Source organism: Oceanobacter antarcticus, from assembly GCF_044962685.1.
GTDB classification, from domain to species: domain Bacteria; phylum Pseudomonadota; class Gammaproteobacteria; order Pseudomonadales; family Oceanobacteraceae; genus Oceanobacter; species Oceanobacter antarcticus.
The window spans coordinates 38,287-62,968 of the sequence record NZ_JBBKTX010000014.1 but is presented as its reverse complement, the minus strand read 5'-3'; the positions used below and the strand labels follow the sequence as shown (position 1 = coordinate 62,968).

The window sequence follows — 24,682 nt, the reverse complement described above, 5'->3', positions numbered from 1 at the left end:
TAGCCCGATAACTTTCAAATAAAATAACAAAAGTCACAAAATAAGTTTTTTAGACCCTGTTTTGTAAAAAATACCCAATAAATCACAAAATCGAACACATCTATTACATTACTAACGTATAATTGTTCAATCTATGATCACGCACGATTACCCGGCAAGTCAGGAAACCCTACCTTGCCCAAAGTACCTGTTAATAACTCAATAACGCGAATTGACTACCCTATGAAATATCTGGCACCTTTTGCTTTGACGCTCGCCCTGTTCCTCCCACTATTCTCACAAGCCGCAACACTGACGATCCCTGAAGCCGAATATCTGACCGGCAGCCTGTGCATGCTGTCACAGCGGATGGCCAAGGATTACATGGCGATTGGCGCAGGCATACGCCCTGACGAGGCGCTGAAAGATCTGGACGAAAGTATCGCGACTTTTGAAGTCCGTTTTCAGACCTTGCTGGAATATTCTGAGAATAATGCTTCTGACAAGTCGATCCGAGCCATCGGCACAGCATGGGAGTACTATCGTAACAACATTATCTCACCGCCAAGTCAGGCTAAAGCCATTTCCATCATCAAGGAAAGTGAAGAATTGTTGTCGATTTGCGACAGCGCAGTGGCATTCATTGCGCGTCAATCCAACTCGCCCATTGCCCAGTTGATTGAAGTGTCCGAGCACGTTACTACTCTGACCCAGAAAATTGCCAAGTATTATTTTGCCTTGTACTGGAACGTTGACGGCAAAACCCTGAAACAGGATTTCGACAAGTCGGTGAAAGAATTTGATGATTCTCTCAACTTACTGGTGACCTCCAGCTCCAATACCACCGAGATATCGGCGGCTCTGGCCAAGGTAAAGTCACAATGGCAATTCTCGAACTCCGGTTTCAAGCTGGATGAACAAGGCCATTTTGTCCCAACGGTTATTTCGGTCACCAGTGAGTCTATCTTTAACAAAATGTCTGCTGTCTCAATTATGTACGAAAAGCTGGCTTACTAAGAATCTGCCAGACTTAGGAGAGTTATTGTCAAACCTGGTGTTCAACCCTGATCATGCAGCGTCCTGATCTTGGTTGCTCACCTCCTTCTTCATCCTTGAATATCACTCCCTCAATGACCTGAGCCAATCGTTTGAAGCCTCAGAGCTTTATCCATTTTTTCTCGGCACACATACGGGGACATCTATTTAATCCGGTGCTCACTCTGGGCTACCGGAGGGTTTCAAATCACGAAGCCGACTTGCAGGCCTGACGGGTCAAGTCATCCTTGATATTGGGGAAGCGTCTATATATGTCCCCATATGCCCATTCATATTTGAAATTGATGTACAGGTTTTTGCCAAGGCCCTGTAGTCCGGCCATCAGCCCATTCACGGCAAAGATGGCCTGCTCACGCCTTTGATACGGGAGCGTGGGAGCCAGACAACACAACGGCCACGGACAGAGCCGGTAACGGCCACGCATATTGCACAACGGCCACGGACGGAGCCGGTAACGGCCACGCATATTGCACAACGGCCACGGACGGAGCCGGGCCCTACGTTATATGACACAACCGTCTGCTAACGCGGGCTAACCTCTACCTCACACAGTACCGAGTTGGCAATAAAACAGTGCTCATGAGCTTTGTGATGCATGGCCATAATGGCTTCAGCGTCGGGCACCTTGTCACCCTCAAACACCACCCGGGGTGACAAACGGATGCAGGCGACATGGAAACGGCCATCGTCTCGCTGTGCCAGCTCTGCCACAGCACGGTCATCGTACGACACCACGGTCAGCCGCTTTTTGGCTGCCAATGCCAAAAAGGTCATCATATGGCAACTGGCCATCGATGCTGCCAGCATCTGCTCAGGATCACAGCCGTAGTCATTACCGGCGCCTCCGGCTGCTATGTGTGCCTGATGGCCAAAGTCAAGTTGATGGCGGCGCTCAAAACCCAAGTGAGAGAACTCACCCTCACGCTGCCAGTGTAAATCCATGCTGTGTTCTGAAACCTTCGCTGTCATTTGTTGTGCTTCCAGGGATAGGGGATCACCAATCAATACCATTGACGGGGTTAGTCAGCCAGTGTTTTACGCAGGGTAAAGGCACCCCGTAATTGACCCACCTGATAACCCACCGCCTGGTCAGCCGGGTACAGCTCACTGAGACGGGTTTTAACCGGCTCAGCCAACGCCGAACCATGGCAGTTCAGACATAAGGCTCCGGTCGGAATCGCTTTCATATAACGATATTCACCGTTCTCCAGCATGCTGGCTTCCAGCGCAGCCGGAGGTTCGCCTGCCGCCAGACGCTGGTCGAAAGATTTTAAGGTCGCCAGTTCCCAGGCGTCCGGGGCATTGGCCGGATTGCGCAACTGCAACGAGGTACGCCCCACCGTCCAGTCGCCCTGGCTGTTGGCAGCGGCAATTGCAGGTGCCTGGGTATTACACAGATGAATGGCTGCGGTTGGGCCGCCCGCTTTCATCCCCTGCTGTACCGTTTGTTTCAGCTGTTTGCCAAACGTCATGGCCTGCTGCCGGGCTGCAATACGCAGGCTGGCGTCATCAAGCTGTTCAGCCTTGACGGTTGCACTGGTCAGCGACCCGAATGAGCCACCCAGTACACAGACCAGCGTCAATAATTTTTTCATCGTTATGCTCTCCATAAATAACTAAATACGCACGAAGGAATATTTCTATTCTGAAAAAGCGGATACGTGTATCAACACGACCCGCTCCTGTCTTGGTGTCCATCTGCCGCGAATAGCGAACGGTAAATTACCGTTTGTAGTGGCTTATTGCCGAATATTTACTGGTATACGCTAGGATTAACTTCCACCTTGTGGACGTCACCGCTCCAGCCATCAAAACCACCCACCAGCATTTTTACCTGATCAAATCCCATACGCTTGAGGGTATGAGCTGCCAGTGTGCTGCGACCACCATTCTTGCAATACAATACAATCGTAGCTGCTGTATCCGTCAACGCCGGATGCTCACCGACCCGAAACTCCAGCACTCCACGAGGCACATTCACGGCCCCTGGCAAATGCCCCATTTCGAACTCGGCCGGTTCCCGCACGTCCAGTACTACAGCACCGGTGGTCAACAAGGACTCTGCCTCTTCGACGTTAACCGGATTAACCGATACCCGTGCTTCGGCCAACAAATCTTCTTTTTTGAGTATCATCGGGTTTCCTCTTAAACCAACGAACCGAAAAAACATGCCCCTACAGGCATATTGTTAGTGTGCACCCAAACGCCATACAAACCAACCGGCTTAATCACAATTGATGCAACTCGCCGCCGCATCAGCTGCCGCTCCGGCTTGCTCAGCCGCCTCGATACGTTCAAGCGTGGCAGGGTGCGAACTCAGATACTGCTGCCAGCCCGGTTGATCTGTTGATAGCGGAGCACCCGAATGTGACGCCATCAATAACCGCATGGCACGGGCAAAATCCAGCGGCGACCGGCCAAGTTGCTGCAGCCTGACAATAGCAAAATCATCCGCTTGCCGCTCCATCTCCCTGGAGAAGGCATTTTCCAGCAAACCGGTTCCGGCCCCCAACAACAGCTCAGAGCTACCCTCTATATCGCCAAACAATAAGCCAAACAACACTGAGGTGGCGGCCGATCGCACCATCAGCTGCATCCCATGCTGATACTCCACATGGCCAATTTCGTGCAGCATAACGGCGGTCAGGGCATCCACATCGGACGCGGTAAGATCCACCATCTGGTCTGTCACCAATACGGTGCTATCGGGCAACGCAAAGGCATTCGCGCCCATATCCCCGGTACGGAAAATCAGAGGATACTGCGCCGGTTCAAGCTGTAGCCGTTCCAGCACCTGCTGCCAGTGCACACGCAACTGCTGCTGTTGTGGCAAAGGCAGTGATGACGGCTCAAAATGTAGTGAGTCGAGAACCTGCAGGGTGTGTTGGCCAACCTGCTGCGATACCTGCGCTGGCAGCCATTTCACCGTGGTTTGCGCCAGCGCTGGAATGCCACGAAACGTAACCCACCATAAACACAGCGGCACCGCCAGAGCTGCGACCAGTACCACCAGCCAGCGGCTTTCCAGCCACTCCGGTATACATTGCCGACGGCCAGCCGCTAACCAGCGCCAATGTACATCGGCGGGAATAAAGCGGGCGTTATCTTCAAACACGACTTCTTGGGGTAAGCCAGGCACCGCACTTTCTACTACAAACTGGCCCGCTGCTGCGTATTTCAGCCCTTGTTGTACGTCCGTGCGATTCACATGAATCGCGCCGGTGTCATCCAGCAATGCCTCAGCCGCAACGGCCAGAGCACGATCGGCAAACTGATACTGTCCGGCAACAGCCGCTGTCATCCCAGCACCGAGACATCAACATCAAACAAACCTGCGGCTTCCTCACCAAAAGCGCCATCCTGCGACGTCACGGTATTGATCATGGAATCCATCGCGGGCTGAATCGTTACCTCGGTATGTTCCGCCAAATAACGCAGCATACGGACCTGGGTAACCGGATACGCCAACCCCAAGGTTACGATTAACAGCAGGGCATTAGATATTGCCAGCCCGGCGTAACCGATAGGCGTGACATCCGATCGAAAAGTGGCGATGCCATCCAGCGACAGATTAGCCAGCAGATGATTGCGGATTATGGCACTCCATATGGCGGCAACTAGCTGACTGATCACAAACATCGCCACAAACAGCAGCACCGGCAACCAGAAGCGCGGGGAAGCGTCGCCCTCGCCCTCCCCAGTACCGGATAGCAGGCTAAACAACGGCAGCAGCAGCACCATACTGAGTATGCCAAGGCCGACACACACCAGTGCCGCGTGATAATACGCACTCGTCCGGTTACTCACGTTGAAGGCCTTGCCGCCATAGGTGATGTTGTTATGGGTGTACTGATCAATCTTCTTCATTACCCAGGGCAGTGCGAGGTAAAAGGTGAACATGGCGATCAGCGGCAAAAAAATAAAATGCGCCATGATACCGCCATAGTCACCGGTAAAATCAAAACGAACTTGGCGGTAGGAAGTCATCCGCAAAGTGAAGCGAATGCCCTGACAAATCAGCCATGGCACCGCAAACATCAGCAGAAAATACATCAAGCTCGCCGCTATCGGGCTGACATAGGCAACACCTGAAAGCAGCAGCAACACCAGCAGGGCAATCAGGCGCCCTCGCAAGATTTGCAGCGGTTTGGCCAGATAACTGAAACGATGGCCATCCAGCGAGGTATGGCCATACAGGTAACGGTGATTACGTACCTTGGCCCAGGCGCTGTAAATGCCCAGCGTCAGCAGGGTCAACAACATATTGACCAGCCAGAGTTTCTGGTATTCCAGATTGCGGCCAGAAAACAGTACTCGTACGTCTCTCGCACCACCCTCACTCGGTCGTGGAGGCGGTGTCACATCGTCATGGCCATTGGCTGCGGTGGCCATCCGGCCAGCAAAAGAATCAGTTTCCATCGGGAGTTCTCAACATCCGTGTTAATAAATAGGAGACTTCTATTTAATCCGGCGCTCACTCTGGGCTACCGGATGGTGTCGAATCACGAAGCCGACTTGCAGGCCTGACGGGTCAAGTCAAACGTCGGCAACACCGAGTCGAGACCATCCGGCAACACTCGCGCAGAGCCGTGCAGGATTAAATAGATGTCCCCAACAGTCTATATAACCGTCATCCTCCGGCGGTACAACCTCTGGCCCCACAGCCATCTGCTCTCACAACCACTATACCTACACCCATGACTGACCACAGACACCCGTGACTGAACTGACACCCAACTCACTACCGACACCCGCTGCTGTCAGATCAGAGCAGCCACAGGTACACACACAGCCCCATCAATGGCCAGCCGACATAAGGGCTGAAGGCATACCGCCAGAGCCGGGTTGTCGGTACATAGCCGACACCGTGGACAAACCCGGCGGAAATACCCCATAACCCCGCCGACAACGAGCCGTGATCCAACTCGTGCAAACCAACGGCCACCAGCTGCGGCATGGCCAACAGCAAACCGGACAGCACCAGCGCGCCCAGAAAGGACAGCGCTCGTGCCCAGCCCGCATACAGCGGCCCATAGGCCGCATAATCTACCGGAGTATTGGTTGAAGACGCCATAAAACTACTCCGCGTCCCGATCCAGGTCTTCATAAAACTCCAGCCACATGGCGTTAATCAGGCCAAAGGAGCAGGCCAGTAATACACCGAGAATCCAGGCAAAATACCACATACTATTTTCCTCGTTGTTTGAGTCAGACGCCCAGCGTCTGACCCCATCCGGGTTTTGATATTGCAGAATAACCAGCGTCGGTTCATCAATACGTGCTGTATTTGTTATCTTCAATAAACTTATTGGTCATCCGGCCCCACATTTTGTAGTAACCCCAGATGGTGTAGCTCAGCACGATAGGTACAAAAATCACCGCGACCCAGAACATGATATTCAGCGTCATTTCGCTAGATACGACATCCCACACGGTAAGGCTGTGAGACGGCTCCAGGCTGGACGGCATCACAAATGGGAATAAGGAGAAGCCAGCCGTCAGAATAATCCCGGTGACTGCCAGCGAGCTGGATACAAACGCCCACACACCGCGATTCAGCATCGACATCAATGCCGTCAGCGCCAGTCCGGCGAAGCCCAGCAACGGTGCTGCCAGCATCCAGGGGGACTTGCTGTAATTGGCCAGCCAGGCACCTTCCTGGGTGATCACCAGCTTATCCAGCGGCGTGACTGCCGCTGCGGTGCTTTTGATATCCACCATCACGTAGCCATCAATACCCATCCAGATCCAGACTCCGGCCAGTGCAAACAACGCCGCCACCAATACCGCCAGCGCCACCGCCATGCGGCGGGCGCGTTCATGCAAGACACCATCAGTACGCATTTGCAGCCAGGTCGAACCGTGCATCATCAACATACCCAGACTCACCAGTCCGGCCAGCAGACCAAACGGATTCAGCAGCGCCCAGAATGAGCCGGTATAGGTTGAGCGCATAAATTCATCGAGATTAAACGGCACCCCCAGAATCAGGTTGCCAAAGGCCACACCAAACACCAGCGCCGGTACCGCTCCGCCAATGGTCAGGCCCCAGTCCCACAAATTACGCCAGCGCGGGTCATCCACTTTCGAGCGATATTCAAACCCGACCGGACGGAAAAACATCGAAAACAACACCAGCAACAAGGCCCAGTAAAAGCCGGAAAACGCCACTGCATACACCACAGGCCAGGCCGCAAAAATGGCCCCGCCTGCGGTAATAAACCACACCTGATTGCCATCCCAGTGCGGCCCAATGGTATTCAGCATCACCCGTCGTTCGGTATCGGTACGGCCAAGAATACGCAGCAGCGCCCCCACCCCCATATCGAAGCCATCGGTAACCGCAAACCCGATCAACAACACCCCGATCAGTACCCACCACACTATTTTTAATACTTCGTAATCCATAACTCCCCCTTACGCCTGTTCGCTACGTGCTTGCAACGGTTGCGCCTGTGGCCCAGCCGCTGTACCGCCCACGGTGGTGTGATCATCATCTTTCTCAAAGTGATAGCGGCCGGTATGAATGGCCGATGGCCCCAGGCGAGCAAACTTGAACATCAGGAACATCTCGGCAATCAGCAAGCCGGTATAGAACACGACAAAGCCACCAATACTCATCCACAAGTCTTCAACCGAACGGCTGGAAGCGGACAAATGAGTTGGCAGCACTTCACCAATCGACCAGGGCTGACGGCCAAACTCAGCCACGAACCAGCCCATTTCACAGGCCAGGAAGGGTAATGGAATCGCCCACAACAGCGCTTTTTGCAGCCAGGTTTGCTTATCGATGGTCTGGCGAGCGGAGTGCCAGAACGCCAGCGCAATCAGCAGGAACATGGCGAAGCCAATGGCCACCATAATGCGGAAGGTAAAGAACATCGGTGCGACTCCAGGAATGGTGTCACGCGCCGCAGACTTGATCTGCTCTTCCGTCGCGTTGGTCACGGTCGGTGTGTATTTTTTTAATAGCAAGCCATAGCCCAGATCGTGCTTGACCGCATCAAACGCCGCCATGGTTGCGGGAGATTCATCCCCGGCTTTCAACTGCGTAAATAGCTGGTATGCCCCGATACCATTACGCACCCGCTCTTCGTGTTCCACCAGCAAATCCTTGATACCCACCACTTCCTCATCGGTCGAGCGAGTAGCAATCAGGCCCAGAACCCAGGGAATCCGCACGGCATAGTCGGTTTCCATGGTTTCCTCATTAGGAATACCAAACAGCGTAAAGGCAGCCGGTGCCGGATGAGTTTCCCACTCAGCTTCAATCGCCGCCAGCTTGGTTTTTTGCACATCGCCGATTTCATAACCGGACTCATCGCCCAGCAAAATCACGCTCAGAATAGCCGCCATACCAAAGCTGGAGGCAATGGCAAAAGAACGACGGGCGAACGGCAGATCACGCTTTTTCAGCAGATAATAGGACGACACGCCCAGGACAAACATCGCCCCCGTGACATAACCAGCCGACACCGTGTGGACAAACTTGACCTGGGCAACCGGATTAAAGATAACGTCGGCGAAGCTGGTCATCTCCATCCGCATGGTGTTGTAGTTGAACTCGGCCCCAACCGGGTTTTGCATCCAGCCATTGGCAATCAGAATCCACAACGCCGACAGGTTCGAACCCAGCGCAACCAGCCAGGTCACCATCAGATGCTGCAGGCGGGTCAAGCGATCCCAGCCAAAAAAGAACAGGCCGATAAACGTACTTTCAAGGAAAAAGGCCATCAAGCCTTCAATCGCCAGCGGCGCACCAAAAATATCGCCGACATAATGGGAGTAGTAAGCCCAGTTAGTACCAAACTGGAATTCCATCGTCAGCCCGGTGGTCACACCCAAGGCAAAGTTGATACCAAACAGCTTGCCCCAGAACTTGACCATGTCCTGATACACCTGCTTGCCCGTCATCACATAGGCAGATTCCATGATGGCGAGAATAAACGATAACCCCAGTGTCAGGGGTACAAACAAAAAGTGGTACAGCGCGGTAATGGCAAATTGCAGCCGCGACAAGTCCACCAGACTTTCACTGATCATGGTTGATCCTCCAAAGGCAAGGCCGTGGAACGTTCAGTTGAGTGTTGAGGAAGCGAAAACTCAGTCGCCGGGCGGGCATGTTCTTCACCGTTGCCCAGCTGCTGTAACAAGGCAGCCTGTGGATCGCTCAGATCCACAGGCTGAGAAAAAAACAGTGCTCGCAAGGTAAAAATCAATGCCAGCTTGAGCACCAGGATCAACGCCAGATCACGCACGATCGGCTTCGACCAAAGAGAGGATGTACTAGCCATAATGAGCTCCGACAGCGGCAAGAAGCGGGTCACAACACAGGGCTTTTTCCTGTGCTACCGAACTGATGCATAACCCCCTGGACACCCGTCCGGGGTAGATCACATAGTCATCTGGAAGTTGGAGGAGCGGCAGCTTATCAACGTCAGCCTCTGGCTCAGATGCGACAAAAGGTCGCAGACCGCCAGCCAGCCACCATAAACCGGTAAAGACCAGTCCGTCACAAGCATAAGCCACCCGAGCGGTTGCCGGATCAACAATAATCCGGATACGGCTCTCTCCCAATGCCAGCGCGTCCGGTGCTACCGGGCCAGACAGCGCCCCAGCGGAGAACATATCCGCACCTAACACCTGACCGGGAACCTTCACGCCACTGGCCACCGCACCGGTGAACAGCACATAGGCATTACCAACCCCCAGTTGCTCCAACGTCTGCACATAGCAGGATGCCAGTGCCGGTTGTGGATCAATCACCGCACCACGACGGGAGATCGGATCAAACAGTAAATAACTGAGTTGTTGATTGATCCGCCATTGTTTCACTCTGGCCATACCCTTCCTGCCGGTTGTCCCGTATCCGTCACAGCTGACATTGGTCGCTGACTATGCCATAGGGACAGCAAACCACGGGCCAGCCTGCCAAGCCCCAGCGGCATTTATTTTCCAGATTCTCATAAAACGGCTCAAAAGCGCGCAGCTACTGGGCTTTCGATAAAATACAAGCCTGGCAAAAGAAGCCAAGCAAGCGCACTGACGGCGAATACACCTTTGAGATACCGCAATCATCGACTACCATTCTGCCAATACTGTCATACTGGTGACACCTATGTCAGACCCTCGCAGTTACAGCAGCCTGCCCGGCATCTCCTCCTTGCTCGACGCCATCTCCGCACCCGCCATCCTGATGGATCGTGACTACCGTATTTGCGCTGCCAACCGGGCCTACCGGGAGCATTTTTCAGGTAACGAAGCCCTGCTCGGACGTCATTGCTACGAAGTCTCCCATGGCTATCAGGTACCCTGTGATCAGGCCGGTGAAACCTGCCCTCTACAAGGCTGCCTGCGCACCGGTCAGCGCCAGCGCATCCTGCACATTCACAACACCTGCCAAGGCAAGGAACATGTCGATGTCGAACTGAGTCCGGTGCGTAATGACGACGGCCAAATTGAATTCTTTGTCGAAATAATGGCCCCGGTACGCACCCCGGATACGCCGGGGTCGCGGCCAATGCTGGGGTTCAGTCAGGCTTATACCGAGATGCTGGCCATGCTGGGTCGGGCCGCACCGTCTGACATCAGCGTGCTGCTGTTGGGTGAATCCGGTACTGGCAAAGAACTGGCCGCCCGTCATATCCACCAGCACAGCGCACGGGCCAACAAACCCTTTGTTACCGTGGAATGTTCCGGCCTGACTGAAAGCCTGTTCGAAAGCGAATTGTTTGGCCATGAAAAAGGCGCGTTTACCGGTGCCACCCAGCGCAAGCCGGGTCTGGTCGAAGCCGCTCGCGGCGGCACCCTGTTTCTTGATGAAGTCGGTGATATTCCGCTCGCTATGCAGGTCAAGTTGCTGCGCCTGATCGAAACCGGCAGCTATCGCCTGGTTGGCAGCGTCACCCCGCAGCAGGCCGACTTCCGGTTGGTCTGTGCCACCCATCGCCAACTGACCCAGATGGTTGAGGCCGGCACCTTTCGACAAGACCTGTACTACCGCATATCACCGTTTCCGATTCTGCTGCCATCGCTGGCCGAACGGCGGGCAGACATCGTCCCGCTGGCGCGCAGACTGTTGCAACAGCTGAGCCAGGATCGTCCACGGGTATTGTCTGCCGCGTCTTGCGACTGGCTCGAACAGCAGCAGTTTCCTGGCAATATCCGCGAGCTGAGAAACCGGCTGGAACGGGCCACTATTCTGTGTGATGACCGCGAGATTGAACCGCGCCATCTGACCTTGCCCAACTCACTGCGAACGACCGCACAAGCTTCCCACAATATCCAGCCCGTCAACCTGACCACTGGTATCGACCAGGCCATGCCACTGGATCAGCTCGAAGCCCGCTACCTGCTGGCCATCGCCCACCAGTTTGGCGGCGACAATGCCCGCCTGGCCAAACAGTTGGGCATCAGCGAGCGCACCCTGTATCGCAAGTTGGCCAATGCCCGCAGCAACCCGCAAGACAGCCCCGATGCAGCAACAGCAGACAAACCGTCATCTGCGGAACACTGAATTCTGGTGTAATAACGACTGGTTCAGAATGCTTGTGAGTATTGCTCATTAAAGACAGGCACCAAGGTGTGTACAATTGCGCCAAATTTTTACAAGCACCCGTGACTATGAAACGACTCACTATTGCACTGGCCGCCCTGGCGCTGAGTGCCTGCTCAGTTGGCAACCTGCCGAAAAACCTGTCCCGTTCGATGATGAACAGCGACAACCCGGAAGTAGTTGCCGCCGGAGCACCGGCCTATCTGCTGCTGCTGGATGCCCTGGTACTGACCTACCCGGATGACGAAGATTTCCTGCTGTCAGCCTCCAAGCTTTATGGTGCTTACTCCGGCGTATTCTCCAGCGATCCGATCCAGACCAAACGCATGGCCGACAAGGCACTGGAATACGCCACCCGTGGCCTGTGTGAATACGACGACGATGCTTGCGCCGCCGTCAAATTGCCACAAGACGAGATGCTGGATGCGCTTAACCACCAGTTCGACGAAGACGATATTCATGTCTTCTATGCCTACGCTGCCGCCAAGGCAGGCTGGATTCAAGCCAACAGCAGCGACTGGGGCGCGATTGCCGAACTGGGCAAAACCAAGGCGCTGATGCAGTGGGTCGCCAATATCAAACCGGATTACGACCAAGGCACACTTCAGGTCTACCTCGGTGTCATGGAAACTCAGCTGCCGCCGTCTCTGGGTGGCCGTCCGGAAGTCGGCAGAGAACATTTTGAAAAAGCGCTGCAATACAGCGATGGCAAACACCTGATGGCCAAGGTTTTATATGCCAAGCAGTACGCACGGCTGATGTTTGACCAGGAACTTCACGACCGCCTGCTCAACGAAGCCATTGCCGCCGACCCGGAAGCCGAAGGTCTGACCATGATCAACTACCTGGCCCAGCGTCAGGCAGCTGAACTACTGGCAGAATCCGCCGACTTTTTTGAATAATCGCCTTTTGACCACAAGCCAAGAGTAACCACACATGACAAACAAACTGATTGCCCTGGGCCTGATGCTGCTGTGCCTGAGTCCTATATCCCAGGCAGCAACGCTGAAAATCGCCACCCTGGCCCCCGACGGTACCAACTGGATGAAACAGATGCGTGCCGCTGCCGACGAGATCAAGCAAGAAACCGCAGGCCGCGTCAAAATCAAATACTTCCCCGGTGGGGTACAAGGCAGCGACAAGAGCGTGCTGCGCAAAATGCAAATCGGCCAGCTACAAGGTGGCGCAGTGTCTTCCGGCGCATTGACCAATATTGCCAACGAAGTGCAGCTCTATAGCTTGCCTTTTACCTTCCGAGATCCGGCGGAATTAAGCGCTGTCCGAGCCGAATTCGACCACTATATTGTTGATGCCCTGGAAGCCAGAGGCTACGTCGTGCTAGGTCTGACCGAAGGCGGCTTCGCCTACATCATGGGCAACAAGCCACTCAAAACCACTGACGATTTCCAGGGTCAGAAAGTCTGGACTCCAGAAGGCGACATCGTCAGCCAGACCGTCTTCCAGAAAGCCGGCATCGAGCCGATTTCACTGCCGATTTCTGACGTTTACACCAGCCTGCAAACCGGCCTGATCGACACTGTCGGGGTTAATCTCACCGCCTCGATCGCGCTGCAATGGCACAGCAAGCTGAGCCATGTTACCGACCTGCCGCTGCTGTCGCTGCTGGGCATGATGGTGGTCGACCAGAAAGCCTTCGACAAACTGTCAGCGGAAGACCAGACCATCGTCCGTCGCATCATGAAAACAACCTACGCCCGGATGGACAAGCAAAACGCTGAAGACGAAATCGGCGCTCGCAAGGCACTGGAAGACAGCGGCATGATCTTCGTACAGCTGACCGACGCCGAAAAAGCCACCTGGCAGAAACTGGCCGACGACAGCCTCACCGAACTGGCCAGCAAGGGGGTCTATCCGGTTGATCTGTACAAGAAATTACAGGCGCGTATTGCCGCGATTCGGACAGGCCAATAACCTTGAAACACTCCCCTTTGCGGCGTCTGCTCAGCGCCATTCACACATTGGAAGACGGCCTGCTGGTACTGGTATTACTGATTATGGTACTGCTGGCAGGCATTGATATTGTCGCCCGCAGTGTCTTTGGTGGCGGCGTTATGTGGATTCCTCCCGCGCTGCGGGTGATGGTGTTATGGCTCGGCTTGCTGGGCGGCATGGTTGCCACTCGCGGGCGCGAACACATTGCCATCGACCTGGTGAACCGGCTGGCACCCAAGGCCGTATCCGAAGCCATCTCCGTCGTCACCTCCGCGTTTGCGGCCTTTATCTGTGCCATCGTGGCCTGGAACGGCTATGCCTACATCGAACTGGCGATAGAATTTGGCGATATCGCTTTCGGCAAGATTCCTGCTTGGCCGCTCCAGCTGATTATCCCCTTCAGTTTTACGGTCATGGCATTACGCTTTGCCATTCAAAGTCTTGAAGCCGTCATCAAAGTGCTGGGCAAACACCCCGCAGCCGAGGCCCATTCATGAGCGTACTGGTTCCACTGATTCTGTTATTGCTGGCACTGTCCGGTACGCCGCTGTTTGTGGTGATTGCCGCCAGTGCCATCTGGGGGTTTTATCAGACCGATGTCGACCTGATGGTAATGGCGGTCGAGATTTACCGGATTGCCGAAATGCCGGTGCTGATTGCCATTCCGCTGTTTACCTTTGCCGGTTACCTGCTGGGAGAAAGCAAGGCTCCGCAGCGGCTGGTGCGTATCACCGACGCCTTTCTCGGCTGGATGCCCGGCGGGCTGGCCATTGTCGCACTGGTTACCTGTGCGCTGTTCACCGCCTTTACCGGGGCTTCCGGCGTCACCATCGTCGCATTGGGTGCGCTGCTGGTACCGGCCCTGCAGAAATCCGGCTACCCGGAGCGTTTTAATCTCGGACTGGTCACCACCTCCGGCTCACTTGGTTTACTGTTTGCCCCTTCGCTGCCGCTGATTTTATACGGCGTGGTGGCGCAGCAAATGTCGCTGGACGTGGCGGTCAGTATCGATGACCTGTTCCTTGCCGGTTTGCTTCCCGGTGGGCTGATGCTGGTCGCACTGTCGCTTTACAGCGGCTGGGTGTCACGCAAGACCGAACGCAATCATCATCCTTTCGACAAGGCCGAAGCCTGGGCAGCGCTGAAAGATACCAAATGGGAAATGCCCCTGCCATTCCTGGTATTGGGTGGCATTTATGGCGGCTGGTTTGCGGTATCGGAAGCAGCCGCCATTACCGCGTTTTACGTCCTCATCGTTTCTACGCTGATTCGCCGTGAAATTCCGTTTAAACAGCTGATTACCGTCATGCGGGATTCAATGAAGCTGGTCGGGGCGATTCTGCTGATTCTGGCGGTGTCCATGGCATCCACCAACTACATGATTGATGCTGGAGTACCGGAAAAAATCTTCGGCTTTATTCAGCAACACGTCAGCGACAGTTTTACCTTCTTGCTGCTGCTCACGGTGTTCCTGCTGATTCTGGGCATGATGCTGGACATCTTCTCCGCCATTGTAATCATGATTCCGATTATTCTGCCGATTGCGGTGGAATACGGTATTCATCCGATTCACTTGGGGATTTTATTCCTCGCCAACATGCAGCTGGGATACTTCACTCCGCCGGTCGGTATGAACCTGTTTATTGCCAGCTTCCGTTTTAACAAACCGGTAATGGAGTTGTATCGCGCGACCTTGCCCTTCTTCTTTATCCTGCTGGCAACGGTATTGGTGATTACCTTCTGGCCCGGATTAAGTCTGGCCTTTATCGGAGAGTAGTAAGCGCTATTAGCAGAGGGCCGTCGTCAGTGGCGGCGCTCTGATCTTCCCCTTCTTTTTCCAACACCCACACCCACGCCACAACCACGCCACAACCACTCCACAACCACTCCACAACCACGCCACGTTCCATCTTCTCTAACCATTCAAACAGAAAAGTCCCATTTCCAGCCAGAAAACGTCATGTTCCCCAGTATGGCCTGCCGCAATAATGAATCCATCGAAGCTAAACGCTCCGGCAATAGCTTCCGCTGTGTTGCTCAGGGCCCGACAACACCTTGCTGAGATTAAAAACAACAAAATACCCAAGGCTGAATATCATGACGACAAACAACCCGATGTTGGAAAAGCTGCACGAAATCCTGCCTGCGATTCGCGCCAATGCGTTAAAAGCAGAAGAGATACGCATGATCCCGCAAGAAAACGTCGACATGCTGCACGGCATCGGCCTGAACCGGGCATTTCTGCCGAAAGCCTACGGCGGTTTGGAAATGAGCCTGCCGGAATTCACCGACTGCATCGCTGCCCTGGCTGGTGCCTGCTGTTCCACCGCCTGGGGTTACAGCCTGTTGTGCACTCACAATCACCAGATTGCCATGTTCAGCAAAGAGACCCAGGATGAAATCTGGGGTGAAAACCCCAATGTCGTGGCATCGTCTTCGATTGCACCGTTTGGCCGTTACGAAGAAACCGACGGCGGCATCGTCTTTACCGGTGATATGAAATGGAGCTCGGGGGTTGACCACGCCGACTGGATACTGGTTGGCCTCAACCGCATGGCCAACGACGAAAAAATCTACAGCTTCGCGATTATTCCGAAAGCCGAATTCACCATCATCGACGACTGGTACGCCGCTGGCATGTGTGGCTCCGGCACCAAAACCGCCCGCATCGAAGGTGTGTTTGTACCGGAACGCCGCATTCAGGCTGCCAAAGACATGATGGAAGGCCGTCATATTAGCCGTGACCTGTACCCAGAAAGTAACATCTACCACACCCCATACCGGCCATACTTCGCCTGTGGTTTTGCCGCCATGAGCCTGGGCGTAGCCGAACGCATGATCGCCGTATACAAAGACATCACCCAAAACCGCGTCCGCGCCTACACCGGAGCCAAAGTCGCCGGATCGGTCGCGCCGGTACTGCGGATTGCCGAATCCTACCAGCAAGTCTGCGCCGCCCGCGCCTACCTCGAAAAAACCTGGAACGAGCACAAGGAATACGGCGAGCGTCACCAATACCCGGATCGCTACACCCTGGCCCATTGGCGCACCAACCAGGCCTACGCCATCAAGATGTGTGTCGAAGCCGTTAACCGCCTCTGGGCCGTGATGGGCGGCTCCAACTGGTATAACGAGCGCGAAGGCCAGCGGCTGTGGCGCGAATCCAACATGACCGCCGCCCACGCCTACACCGACTACGACGTTTGTGCGCAGATCATTGGCCGCGAACTGCTCGGTATGGAACCCGATCCCAGCCTGCTGTAAGCGGCTCTCACCAGGCTCCACGCTCCGGCGTGGTCGCCAGAGATCCCGGCCCACCGCCGCGTTCCCTCACAAGAACGCGGGAACGAGAAACACTCAAAATTGACGCCGCAGGGTGCGCACTGCGCACCACTGCGCCAGCACAGGATACTCACCATGTCAGCCACACAAACCGCCACCGACTTCGACCCCAAAGCCTTCCGCCGCGCCCTTGGCAACTTCGCCACCGGCGTCACCGTCATTACCGCCTGCACCCCGAACGGCGTGCAAACCGGCGTCACCGCCAACAGCTTTAACTCGGTCTCCCTCGACCCGGCTCTGGTGCTGTGGAGCATCATGAAAAGCTCTGCCAGCGTCGATATTTTCGAGCAAGCCAGCCACTTTGCTGTCAACGTGCTGGCCGCCGATCAGATCAACCTGTCGAACCACTTTGCCCGCCCGTCCGACGACAAATTTGCCAGCATCGACTACGAAAAAGGTCTGGGTAACGCCCCCCTGTTACCCGACTGTGCCGCCCGTTTTCAGTGCGAAAACTACCAGCGTATCGACGGTGGCGATCACTGGATTCTGCTTGGCAAGGTGGTGGCGTTTGACGATATTGGCCGTGCTCCGCTGCTGTACCATGGCGGTGCCTACTCTGCCGTTATTCCCCACGCCGGAGTCAAACCGAAAGATTCTGAAGCCTCCAGCAAAGGCGAAGAGAAAAACGCCCAGCGTCTGCACGACAACCTCTACTACCAGATGATTCAGGCAGTGAAGCGTTACCAGGACAGCTACCAACCGCTGCAACTGGCCACCGGCCTGCGCACCATCGAAGCCCGCATGATCATGACCCTGAACGACTTCGGCAGCCTCGCCGCCAGTGAACTGGAACAACGTATTGGCATGCCAGATCAGGATTTGAAAGCCGCACTGGACACCCTCAAACGCAAAGAATGGATTGCCGCCAGCGACGACATTCTCAGCCTGACCAGCGCCGGTATCGAACAGGCAGCAACCTTATGGAAAGTAGCTAACGACCGTCAGACTGATGTATTTGGCCAGTTCAGCGCCGAAGATGTTGCCACCTTCCGCAAAGTGCTGGACGCCGTACAGTAACCAACACCACTGACCACCAATCCCCACCCATATCGGCGGCAAGCCACCTTCTACCGGGATATATCCACGCAGGAGGGTTTGTCGCCGATATAAATACGGCTCCCACTCTTGCTTGCCCTGCCCTTGCCTGTCCCCCAAAAATAACGACAGCCAGCCAGTCAAAATTGATTACACTGAACAACAATCAGATTTGCATCACAACAATAACAACGAGCATCCATCCCTATGGATCAGCCAATAGTCACGCCACCCACCGAGCAACAACTGACGCTGCTGGAATCGCTGGGCACCCCGGCGTTCTTCGACCACTTCCTCAACTGGCTACAACACCAGCTACTCAGCGACCAATGCATGATCTTTTTCTGCCCCGATGGCGAACACGTCAGTACGCTGCTGTACAAAGACTTCAGCCACGACGCCTCAGCCCGCCAGCTGGCCATGGCCTATATTTCCGAGCGCCAGTACCTCCACGACCCAAACTTCGACAAGCTACGCCACTGCCAACCAGACCAACTGATTACCGAACATTATGGTGTTCTCAGTGGCAACATGGGGCTGCACTACCGCAATCGTTTTTTTGAACAGCCAGGTTTTCTCGACAAATGGTCCGTGATTTGCCACTCAGACAGCGGCAACTACTACATCAATCTCTACAGCCGTCGCGGCTATTTCAGACCGTTATTCAACAACAGCCAGCAACAAGAGCAAGGTATTGCACGGCTGCTTGCCCTGCTGGTCAGCAAACATTACCTGCTGAACAACCAACTGCTCGATCAGGGGCCGCTGGCGTTTTTATCGGAACGCGAACGCCAGGTGTGTGAAGCCGTACTCGCAGGCAAAAAATCCGAAACCATTGCCCACGACCTGACCATTGCCCCCAGCAGCGTAGTGACCTACAAAAAACGCGCCTACGACAAACTCGGTATTTGCTCGCGGGCGCAGTTATTTGCCTTGTGTCGGTGAAAGGATTCCTGGATTTGATGCAATCGTTGGCGATGTAATGCCATTAACTCATCGGCCGATAACGATATGCAGGATACTTGCGACCTCCTGCAGAAAGAATCCGAATGCCTATATAAGGCTGCATTTAAGCCATATTGTTATCCTGTGGCTTATACTGTGACGGAGTCTCAAGCACGGCAATCGTCACGCGAGAAACACAGACCAGCTTTTCACTTGCATTTCGAATACGCATTTCCCAAATATCTGTCTTTTGCCCAATATGCAACAGTTTCGCGACACCGTAGACCCATCCTGAATCGACGGCACGAACTGCCGGGGACATCTAGTTAATCCGGTGCTCACTCTGGGCTACCGGAGGGTGTCGAATCACGAAGCCGACTTGCAGGCCTGACGGGTCACGTCAAACGTCGGCGACACAGAGTCGAGATCACCCAGCAGCCCCCGCAGGGCGCGGGTTGCCGCCGTGCAGGATTAAATAGATGTCCCCTGCCGTATAACCTGTTTACTCAACGTGTGCGATGTTGCAATAGCAGACGGGCGTCCACTCCTTTGAACTTTTTTCTGGCACGTTCAATCGCTTGTGACAGCATGCGATCGGTAGCCACTGGCCCGAGTTGCTCACACATGGCGACATAAACCAGATTCAACAGTGTTTTTAATTCACCAAAATCGGGCGACAGCAAATTAGTGGACGACTTGCCTAAGGCCAGCATGGAAAACGCATACACCAGATCCGGCGTCACCCCGCGTTGTTGCGCCTGTTCTTCAGCCTGCATCCGTACCTGCTGCACTTGCGCAGCTGGTACCTGGAGCATTAATTCTTGTACCACAGCGCTAAAACAGGGCATCCATTCATGCGTATTGAGCGGAACCGGGTTGTCCAGTATGCCATTACGTTGCCGATAGGCTTCCATTTGCGAGATCGGGTCAGCCTTCAGACCAGACGTTCCTCTCATCAGCAAGCCAATCAGATCACGATAAAGCTGTGATCGATTGGAGGCGATGGCATGCAAATCCCGACAGTCGTTAAAGAAGCCGTTCAACTCATACTGGGATTTCTGGGCGTAGCCCTCTTCCCAGCGCCACATCACATCCCAGAGTTCGTCGCCATCCAGTACTTCACTCAGTACGGTATACACCGCACGACGTTTGGTATTGATATTCATCCGTACGCTCCATACTTACTGACGAAAGTACGTCATGTCTTTGTGGAACTCGGGATAGGCCACCTCATAGTGTTCAGACACATCAAGGCCCTGCTGCTCTTCAGCGGTGGTGACCCGTAATCCCATCGTCATCCGGATCAGCCCAAACGTCAGCAGTGACAGCGGGAAAGCCCATACGAATGCAGCCACAATGCCAATCAACTGCACCATCACCTGATGAGTGTTAAACAGATCCCCTGTCACAAACATACCGGCGGCCAACGTCCCCCAGACGCCAGCAAAACCATGCACAGGTACCGCACCCACAACGTCATCCAGTTTCATCCGTTCCATTATCAATGACCCGGCGACGGCGATCATACCGGCAATCAACCCTGTCAGAATGGCCCACTGAGGCTCCATGCTGGCACATCCAGCGGTAATACCCACCAGCCCGGCAATACTGCCATTGACGGTTGCCGTCAGCAAAATGGGAACTCGGAATACGCGGCTGAACAGCAAAGCACCGAGCGCACCAGCACCGGCGGCAAGCTGGGTATTCAGCGCGATCAAACCGATATCCGCCGTCGCAGCCAGGGTGCTGCCGCCATTAAAGCCAAACCAGCCGAGCCAGAGAATAAAACCGCCCAGAGCTACCAGCGACAGATTATGCCCCGGAATATTGCGGGCTTCGCCAGTATCGCGGGAGAAACGACCGGTACGGGGTCCTAACACAATAATGCCCGCCAGAGCGCACCAGGCACCGATTGAATGCACGACGGTCGAACCGGCAAAATCAATAAAGCCCATATTGGCCAACCAGCCAGCGCCACCGTACAGGCCACCCCAGACCCAGCTGCCAAACACGGGGTAAATAAAGGCCGCAATCACAGCCGACGCCACCAGATAAGCATCGTAGCGGGTACGTTCAGCCATCGAGCCACTACAAATCGTGACGGCGGTTGCGGCAAACATGGTCTGGAACAGCAAAACGGTGTAATCCCAGGGTTCCACATCCGACATCATGAAATGGCTGGTGCCAAAATATCCGGTGACGTTATTGCCAAACATCAGACCATACCCGACCAGCCAGAACATCAGGGTTCCCAGACACACGTCCATGTAGTTTTTCATCATCACATTGACGGAGTTTTTTGCCCGCGACATGCCGGCTTCCAGTAAGGCAAAGCCTGCCTGCATAAAAAACACCAATGCAGCGGCAGTCACGACCCAAATGGTATCGGCTGCCAGCGTGGAAACGACGGATTCCTCCGCCTGGGCTGGCAACCCGATCAGACAACCGGTGAATACTAGGGCCAATCTGCGCATATATTATCCTCGTTGTTATATAGCGATAAAAAGCAACCTTGTGACAGCCAGGCTATCTCCCCCCAGACACAGCCATGGCCAACCCCACAAAGTGCGGTGTGACAGATCACCGGATTAATGGGCAATCCATATGCCATCTTGCCCGCGCACCGACAGGGTGCATCTGTTACATGCCAAAGTGGACGGTGATACTTGCATCCCATAACAAGGGTTTCAGTCACGATTAAATGCGCTGAAAATGTGCTTACAGGTGTAACCCAAAGCGTTGATAAAAAGATCAGTGACCGATTTTGGAAAAGCGGGAATCAGACTGGTGCAGCCGGTACTAGCCGTACCCGGCATCACCACAGAAGCGTGCACCGGGACAGCACACGGGTTGCAAATCGACGCCAAACATTAACCGCCACAATTGATCTGTCTCAATCGTAGCTGCCGATTAAAATGCCAATTCTGGACAATCAGCATGCCAGGACAACCACACTTGGCCCGTTGCGTATGTTGCGTATAAAGACAGCAGAGAACGACGACTGCTATGAACAATCTTGCTGAATCGAGCTAACCACCCTGATAGCGCCACCACTCTGGTTGGTCAGAGCCAGGATAAAATTTTCTCGGTCACTATCGGCCACCAGCAGCTTCATACAGACCCGTGCCTGAAAATCGCAGTGTTCTATGGTGGTGGGGTATTGATCCAGCAAATGCCGGACAACGGCTTCCATCGGATAGTCGTACTCCAATGTCAACCGGGTTTGCGGGATACGCTGTTCAGTTGGCAATTCCGCCAGCCCGAGAATAACGGCATCAGAGTACGCCCGCTGTAGTCCACCGGTACCAAGTTTGATACCACCAAAATAACGCACCACGGCCACTACAATTTCTCCCAGACCACTGTGTTGCAGCACCTTGAGCATTGGCCGTCCGGCGGTGCCGCCCGGTTCGCCGTCGTCACTCATGGACATCACTGTGGTATCCGGTGCTCCGGCAATGTAGGCCCAGCACACATGGCGTGCCTGGGGATGCAACTCCCGAATTGAGCGAATAAAGGCCTCTGCCGCTGCCCGGTCGCTGGCCTGCCCCACAAAGGTTATAAACTGGCTACGCTTGATTTCCAGCTCGCGGACATGAGGCTCTGGCGTTACGGGGACGGAGTAAACTGGGGTCATAACAGGACTTGTCGGCAAGAATAACAGGGGAAATTCTGACGCCTTGTGGCGTCAGTGTCGACGAATGCCTCAGAACGACAGTACCAACCCTGCTGATAACGCTTGTGGCGAGCGGCCTGGCAAGGTTGCCAGCTCATCACCGTGAGTACCGTCAACGCCCTGAAAGCTGGCGTTGCTGTCGTTGTTGGTGCGGGTATAAACACCATAGGTTTTGAGCGATTTGGACAACTTGCGCTCTACCCCGCCAGACAACATCACAGCACCAGTGTCCTCACTGTGACGGTAGCTGGCTGCTTTCATGATGCTGCCCAGCCAGGTCAGTTTGCCCGATTTCCACGCGCTCTGTAGTGCCCAGGCTTTACGGTCGAGGTCGGTGATACTGTGGTCGTCGGGCTGGTAACGCAAGTTTTCCATTAAACCTTGTAGTGTCCATTGTGCCCCCCGATAACGCGCCAAAATACGCCAGCTGTCAGAATCACCGCTGGCGGATCCCAGGGCCAGTTGCTGCCAGTGTTCTGTGGCGGCTGCCAATGTCCAGCTTGCACGCGACCAATCGGCCCGAGCACCCACGTAGAGCCGCTGATTGTTATCAACGGAACCGGACGACTTCACTGCATCCGGTGAATATTGCAGCGCCAGATGCAGTGCTCCACCAGCCAGCGGGGTTTGCCAGCGTCCCAACAACATGTTTTCCACCCGCAAGTCGAGGGCATTGCCGCGATTGGCTCCGGCCCCCAGAATTGCACCGCGGTCGGCAACGGTATGCTTGAGCAAGCTGTAATCCAGCGCGATGCCTTTCACCAGGCTGTCGTAGCGACCCGCCAGCAGTTCTGCGGTGCGTTGATCACTTGGTTGCCAACGCAAGCCCAAATAACTGTTACGCGTCGTCCAGGTATTACTGCTACTGCCATCCGGGGTGATGTTCTGTTCTATCTGGTAGAGGGCTGTCAGCCCGGCGACATCGGTAGGTATTTCTCCCCGCAGACCTATTTTCGAAGAATTGAAGGACAGGCTGACATCCCCCGACGACAATTTGTCGCTGGCACTGGCAGCTGCTTCAGCCTCCGATATATCGGAATCCAGATAATCCAGCGAGGCATGCAAGCTGCCGTAAACGTTCAGAGGATGGTCTCCCAGCGCCAGCGCCGTTGCCTGCCATGTCGCGCCAAGCAGGAGGACTCCTGCGGTGAAATACAGTCTCGTTGTCTTCATTTTTAATCGTCCTGAATGTCATGTAGTGAATATGGGTCTATTTGTACACCGGTATTTCCCGGTTGTCACAATCGCTATATAAAGTATTATATAGCGAACTCTATAACCACACTTTTTACCGGAGTATTTGGCATGATTGATCAACCAACGACTTTTTCAACTTTCCCTCATCCCGATACAGACAGGCACCAGTACCGCCACCCAAACCCACGAATCATTCGAGACATTGCTCTGTTCATGGGCACGCTGTTGTGCCTGACAGCAGCCCATGCCGATACAGTGGCTGTTGCCGTTGCGGCCAATTTCACCGCTCCGATGAAACACATAGCCGCCGAATTTGAAGAAAAAACCGGCCATGTCGCGCAGCTGTCCTTTGGCTCGTCGGGCAAGTTTGTCGCCCAGATCCAGAATGGAGCTCCTTTTGATGTGTTTTTATCGGCTGATCAGCAAAAACCTGAAGTACTGGAAGCCGCTGAAACAGCAGTTGCTAACAGCCGCTTCAGCTATGCACTGGGACGTTTGGCGTTGTGGACAATCCAGCCAGACATTGATCCGCTTGCAACCCTGCGTAATGGCCAGTTCAACAAGCTGGCCATTGCCAATCCACGCCTGGCCCCTTATGGACTGGCGGCCACCCAGGTCATCACCCAGTTGGGATTGAGCGAGCCTATCGAGAGTAAACTGGTTCAAGGAGACAGCATTGCCCAGGCTTGGCAATTTGTCAGTACCGGTAACGCGGATCTCGGTTTTGTGGCGCTGTCACAGATCAGCCTCAACGGCAAGATATCGAAGGGAACGGCATGGGTGGTGCCGCTAGAGCAGCACGACCCCATCCGTCAGGACGCAGTACTGCTGCAACGCGGAGAAAACAACAAGGCCGCAGTGGCGCTGTTGCAGTACCTGCAATCAGCACCGGCACGGTTGATTATCCGCCAGTATGGTTATGACATTCCGCAGTAAGGCATCGC

At 54.6% G+C, this 24,682-nt stretch carries 25 protein-coding genes; 10 read left to right on the top strand and 15 right to left on the bottom strand.

Annotation, left to right across the window (positions count from 1 at the left end; all coding sequences use genetic code 11):
• Positions 1–222: 222 nt before the first annotated feature.
• Positions 223–996 (top strand): type IV pili methyl-accepting chemotaxis transducer N-terminal domain-containing protein, encoded by a 774-nt coding sequence (locus WG929_RS12305; protein ID WP_416206261.1) that lies wholly within the window; start codon positions 223–225, stop codon positions 994–996.
• 561 nt (positions 997–1,557) lie between these two features.
• On the opposite strand, the gene WG929_RS12300 is transcribed toward WG929_RS12305, so the two are convergent.
• The 11 genes from WG929_RS12300 to WG929_RS12250 form a co-directional block, all read right to left on the bottom strand.
• Positions 1,558–2,004 carry an OsmC family protein gene (locus WG929_RS12300; RefSeq protein ID WP_416206260.1) on the bottom strand — a complete coding sequence of 149 codons (447 nt, stop codon included), beginning with the start codon at positions 2,002–2,004 and terminating at the stop codon, positions 1,558–1,560.
• A 50-nt stretch (positions 2,005–2,054) separates the two neighbouring features.
• Complete coding sequence (locus tag WG929_RS12295; protein WP_416206259.1) at positions 2,055–2,630, bottom strand: Tll0287-like domain-containing protein; 576 nt, start codon at positions 2,628–2,630, stop codon at positions 2,055–2,057.
• A gap of 158 nt (positions 2,631–2,788) precedes the next feature.
• Complete coding sequence (locus WG929_RS12290; RefSeq protein ID WP_416206258.1) at positions 2,789–3,169, bottom strand: rhodanese-like domain-containing protein; 381 nt, start codon at positions 3,167–3,169, stop codon at positions 2,789–2,791.
• Between the two features lie 90 nt (positions 3,170–3,259).
• On the bottom strand, positions 3,260–4,336 hold the full coding sequence (locus WG929_RS12285) for a M48 family metallopeptidase (protein ID WP_416206257.1): 1,077 nt from the start codon (positions 4,334–4,336) through the stop codon (positions 3,260–3,262).
• Complete coding sequence (locus tag WG929_RS12280) at positions 4,333–5,454, bottom strand: YjgN family protein (protein WP_416206256.1); 1,122 nt, start codon at positions 5,452–5,454, stop codon at positions 4,333–4,335. The genes WG929_RS12285 and WG929_RS12280 overlap by 4 nt, the downstream gene beginning before the upstream one ends.
• Positions 5,455–5,800: 346 nt before the next feature.
• Entirely contained in the window at positions 5,801–6,109 is a 309-nt protein-coding gene (locus tag WG929_RS12275; protein WP_369856974.1) for a cyd operon YbgE family protein, read from the bottom strand.
• Between the two features lie 4 nt (positions 6,110–6,113).
• Positions 6,114–6,221: a cytochrome bd-I oxidase subunit CydX gene (gene cydX / locus WG929_RS12270; protein ID WP_369856973.1), complete on the bottom strand. Its 108-nt coding sequence runs from the start codon at positions 6,219–6,221 to the stop codon at positions 6,114–6,116.
• An 85-nt stretch (positions 6,222–6,306) separates the two neighbouring features.
• On the bottom strand, positions 6,307–7,443 hold the full coding sequence (gene cydB / locus WG929_RS12265; protein ID WP_416206255.1) for a cytochrome d ubiquinol oxidase subunit II: 1,137 nt from the start codon (positions 7,441–7,443) through the stop codon (positions 6,307–6,309).
• A 9-nt stretch (positions 7,444–7,452) separates the two neighbouring features.
• Positions 7,453–9,078 (bottom strand): cytochrome ubiquinol oxidase subunit I, encoded by a 1,626-nt coding sequence (locus WG929_RS12260; protein WP_416206254.1) that lies wholly within the window; start codon positions 9,076–9,078, stop codon positions 7,453–7,455.
• Complete coding sequence (locus WG929_RS12255) at positions 9,075–9,329, bottom strand: hypothetical protein (RefSeq protein ID WP_416206253.1); 255 nt, start codon at positions 9,327–9,329, stop codon at positions 9,075–9,077. The genes WG929_RS12260 and WG929_RS12255 overlap by 4 nt, the downstream gene beginning before the upstream one ends.
• The gene (locus WG929_RS12250; RefSeq protein ID WP_416206252.1) at positions 9,322–9,879 is read right to left on the bottom strand and encodes an MBL fold metallo-hydrolase; all 558 of its coding nucleotides are present in this window, start codon (positions 9,877–9,879) and stop codon (positions 9,322–9,324) included. The genes WG929_RS12255 and WG929_RS12250 overlap by 8 nt, the downstream gene beginning before the upstream one ends.
• Positions 9,880–10,153: 274 nt before the next feature.
• On the opposite strand from WG929_RS12250, the gene WG929_RS12245 reads away from it, so the two are divergent.
• The 8 genes from WG929_RS12245 to WG929_RS12210 all read left to right on the top strand — a co-directional run bounded on the left by WG929_RS12245 (position 10,154) and on the right by WG929_RS12210 (position 18,865).
• Complete coding sequence (locus WG929_RS12245; RefSeq protein ID WP_416206251.1) at positions 10,154–11,551, top strand: sigma-54 interaction domain-containing protein; 1,398 nt, start codon at positions 10,154–10,156, stop codon at positions 11,549–11,551.
• Positions 11,552–11,658: 107 nt separating this feature from the next.
• On the top strand, positions 11,659–12,492 hold the full coding sequence (locus WG929_RS12240) for a TRAP transporter TatT component family protein (RefSeq protein ID WP_416206250.1): 834 nt from the start codon (positions 11,659–11,661) through the stop codon (positions 12,490–12,492).
• A gap of 34 nt (positions 12,493–12,526) precedes the next feature.
• Positions 12,527–13,522 (top strand): TRAP transporter substrate-binding protein, encoded by a 996-nt coding sequence (locus WG929_RS12235; RefSeq protein ID WP_416206249.1) that lies wholly within the window; start codon positions 12,527–12,529, stop codon positions 13,520–13,522.
• A gap of 2 nt (positions 13,523–13,524) precedes the next feature.
• Complete coding sequence (locus tag WG929_RS12230) at positions 13,525–14,040, top strand: TRAP transporter small permease (RefSeq protein ID WP_416206248.1); 516 nt, start codon at positions 13,525–13,527, stop codon at positions 14,038–14,040.
• Complete coding sequence (locus WG929_RS12225; protein ID WP_416206247.1) at positions 14,037–15,320, top strand: TRAP transporter large permease; 1,284 nt, start codon at positions 14,037–14,039, stop codon at positions 15,318–15,320. The genes WG929_RS12230 and WG929_RS12225 overlap by 4 nt, the downstream gene beginning before the upstream one ends.
• A gap of 320 nt (positions 15,321–15,640) precedes the next feature.
• Positions 15,641–16,807 (top strand): p-hydroxyphenylacetate 3-hydroxylase oxygenase component, encoded by a 1,167-nt coding sequence (locus WG929_RS12220; RefSeq protein ID WP_416206246.1) that lies wholly within the window; start codon positions 15,641–15,643, stop codon positions 16,805–16,807.
• A gap of 153 nt (positions 16,808–16,960) precedes the next feature.
• Positions 16,961–17,902 (top strand): p-hydroxyphenylacetate 3-hydroxylase reductase component, encoded by a 942-nt coding sequence (locus tag WG929_RS12215; protein WP_416206245.1) that lies wholly within the window; start codon positions 16,961–16,963, stop codon positions 17,900–17,902.
• A gap of 225 nt (positions 17,903–18,127) precedes the next feature.
• On the top strand, positions 18,128–18,865 hold the full coding sequence (locus WG929_RS12210) for a helix-turn-helix transcriptional regulator (RefSeq protein ID WP_416206244.1): 738 nt from the start codon (positions 18,128–18,130) through the stop codon (positions 18,863–18,865).
• Positions 18,866–19,371: 506 nt separating this feature from the next.
• Here the strand turns inward: WG929_RS12210 and WG929_RS12205 are convergent.
• The 4 genes from WG929_RS12205 to WG929_RS12190 all read right to left on the bottom strand — a co-directional run bounded on the left by WG929_RS12205 (position 19,372) and on the right by WG929_RS12190 (position 23,714).
• The gene (locus tag WG929_RS12205) at positions 19,372–20,031 is read right to left on the bottom strand and encodes a hypothetical protein (protein WP_416206243.1); all 660 of its coding nucleotides are present in this window, start codon (positions 20,029–20,031) and stop codon (positions 19,372–19,374) included.
• 15 nt (positions 20,032–20,046) lie between these two features.
• Positions 20,047–21,339: an ammonium transporter gene (locus WG929_RS12200; protein ID WP_416206242.1), complete on the bottom strand. Its 1,293-nt coding sequence runs from the start codon at positions 21,337–21,339 to the stop codon at positions 20,047–20,049.
• Positions 21,340–21,869: 530 nt separating this feature from the next.
• Positions 21,870–22,502, bottom strand: coding sequence for a YigZ family protein (locus WG929_RS12195; protein WP_416206241.1), 633 nt, complete (start codon positions 22,500–22,502; stop codon positions 21,870–21,872).
• A gap of 69 nt (positions 22,503–22,571) precedes the next feature.
• Positions 22,572–23,714 carry a porin gene (locus WG929_RS12190; protein WP_416206240.1) on the bottom strand — a complete coding sequence of 381 codons (1,143 nt, stop codon included), beginning with the start codon at positions 23,712–23,714 and terminating at the stop codon, positions 22,572–22,574.
• A 132-nt stretch (positions 23,715–23,846) separates the two neighbouring features.
• Here WG929_RS12190 and modA point away from each other — a divergent pair, with 132 nt between their 5' ends.
• Positions 23,847–24,674: a molybdate ABC transporter substrate-binding protein gene (modA, locus tag WG929_RS12185; protein ID WP_416206239.1), complete on the top strand. Its 828-nt coding sequence runs from the start codon at positions 23,847–23,849 to the stop codon at positions 24,672–24,674.
• Positions 24,675–24,682: the final 8 nt, after the last annotated feature.

Coding starts and splice junctions, on each gene's coding strand:
- WG929_RS12190 (WP_416206240.1), bottom strand. CDS start 23,714: ATGAAGACAACGAGACTGTATTTCACCGCAGGAGTCCTCCTGCTTGGC.
- cydB (WP_416206255.1), bottom strand. CDS start 7,443: ATGGATTACGAAGTATTAAAAATAGTGTGGTGGGTACTGATCGGGGTG.
- WG929_RS12225 (WP_416206247.1), top strand. CDS start 14,037: ATGAGCGTACTGGTTCCACTGATTCTGTTATTGCTGGCACTGTCCGGT.
- WG929_RS12300 (WP_416206260.1), bottom strand. CDS start 2,004: ATGACAGCGAAGGTTTCAGAACACAGCATGGATTTACACTGGCAGCGT.
- WG929_RS12195 (WP_416206241.1), bottom strand. CDS start 22,502: ATGACCCCAGTTTACTCCGTCCCCGTAACGCCAGAGCCTCATGTCCGC.
- WG929_RS12275 (WP_369856974.1), bottom strand. CDS start 6,109: ATGGCGTCTTCAACCAATACTCCGGTAGATTATGCGGCCTATGGGCCG.
- WG929_RS12205 (WP_416206243.1), bottom strand. CDS start 20,031: ATGAATATCAATACCAAACGTCGTGCGGTGTATACCGTACTGAGTGAA.
- WG929_RS12240 (WP_416206250.1), top strand. CDS start 11,659: ATGAAACGACTCACTATTGCACTGGCCGCCCTGGCGCTGAGTGCCTGC.
- WG929_RS12215 (WP_416206245.1), top strand. CDS start 16,961: ATGTCAGCCACACAAACCGCCACCGACTTCGACCCCAAAGCCTTCCGC.
- WG929_RS12235 (WP_416206249.1), top strand. CDS start 12,527: ATGACAAACAAACTGATTGCCCTGGGCCTGATGCTGCTGTGCCTGAGT.
- WG929_RS12255 (WP_416206253.1), bottom strand. CDS start 9,329: ATGGCTAGTACATCCTCTCTTTGGTCGAAGCCGATCGTGCGTGATCTG.
- WG929_RS12285 (WP_416206257.1), bottom strand. CDS start 4,336: ATGACAGCGGCTGTTGCCGGACAGTATCAGTTTGCCGATCGTGCTCTG.
- cydX (WP_369856973.1), bottom strand. CDS start 6,221: ATGTGGTATTTTGCCTGGATTCTCGGTGTATTACTGGCCTGCTCCTTT.
- modA (WP_416206239.1), top strand. CDS start 23,847: ATGATTGATCAACCAACGACTTTTTCAACTTTCCCTCATCCCGATACA.
- WG929_RS12245 (WP_416206251.1), top strand. CDS start 10,154: ATGTCAGACCCTCGCAGTTACAGCAGCCTGCCCGGCATCTCCTCCTTG.
- WG929_RS12200 (WP_416206242.1), bottom strand. CDS start 21,339: ATGCGCAGATTGGCCCTAGTATTCACCGGTTGTCTGATCGGGTTGCCA.
- WG929_RS12295 (WP_416206259.1), bottom strand. CDS start 2,630: ATGAAAAAATTATTGACGCTGGTCTGTGTACTGGGTGGCTCATTCGGG.
- WG929_RS12305 (WP_416206261.1), top strand. CDS start 223: ATGAAATATCTGGCACCTTTTGCTTTGACGCTCGCCCTGTTCCTCCCA.
- WG929_RS12210 (WP_416206244.1), top strand. CDS start 18,128: ATGGATCAGCCAATAGTCACGCCACCCACCGAGCAACAACTGACGCTG.
- WG929_RS12250 (WP_416206252.1), bottom strand. CDS start 9,879: ATGGCCAGAGTGAAACAATGGCGGATCAATCAACAACTCAGTTATTTA.
- WG929_RS12220 (WP_416206246.1), top strand. CDS start 15,641: ATGACGACAAACAACCCGATGTTGGAAAAGCTGCACGAAATCCTGCCT.
- WG929_RS12260 (WP_416206254.1), bottom strand. CDS start 9,078: ATGATCAGTGAAAGTCTGGTGGACTTGTCGCGGCTGCAATTTGCCATT.
- WG929_RS12280 (WP_416206256.1), bottom strand. CDS start 5,454: ATGGAAACTGATTCTTTTGCTGGCCGGATGGCCACCGCAGCCAATGGC.
- WG929_RS12290 (WP_416206258.1), bottom strand. CDS start 3,169: ATGATACTCAAAAAAGAAGATTTGTTGGCCGAAGCACGGGTATCGGTT.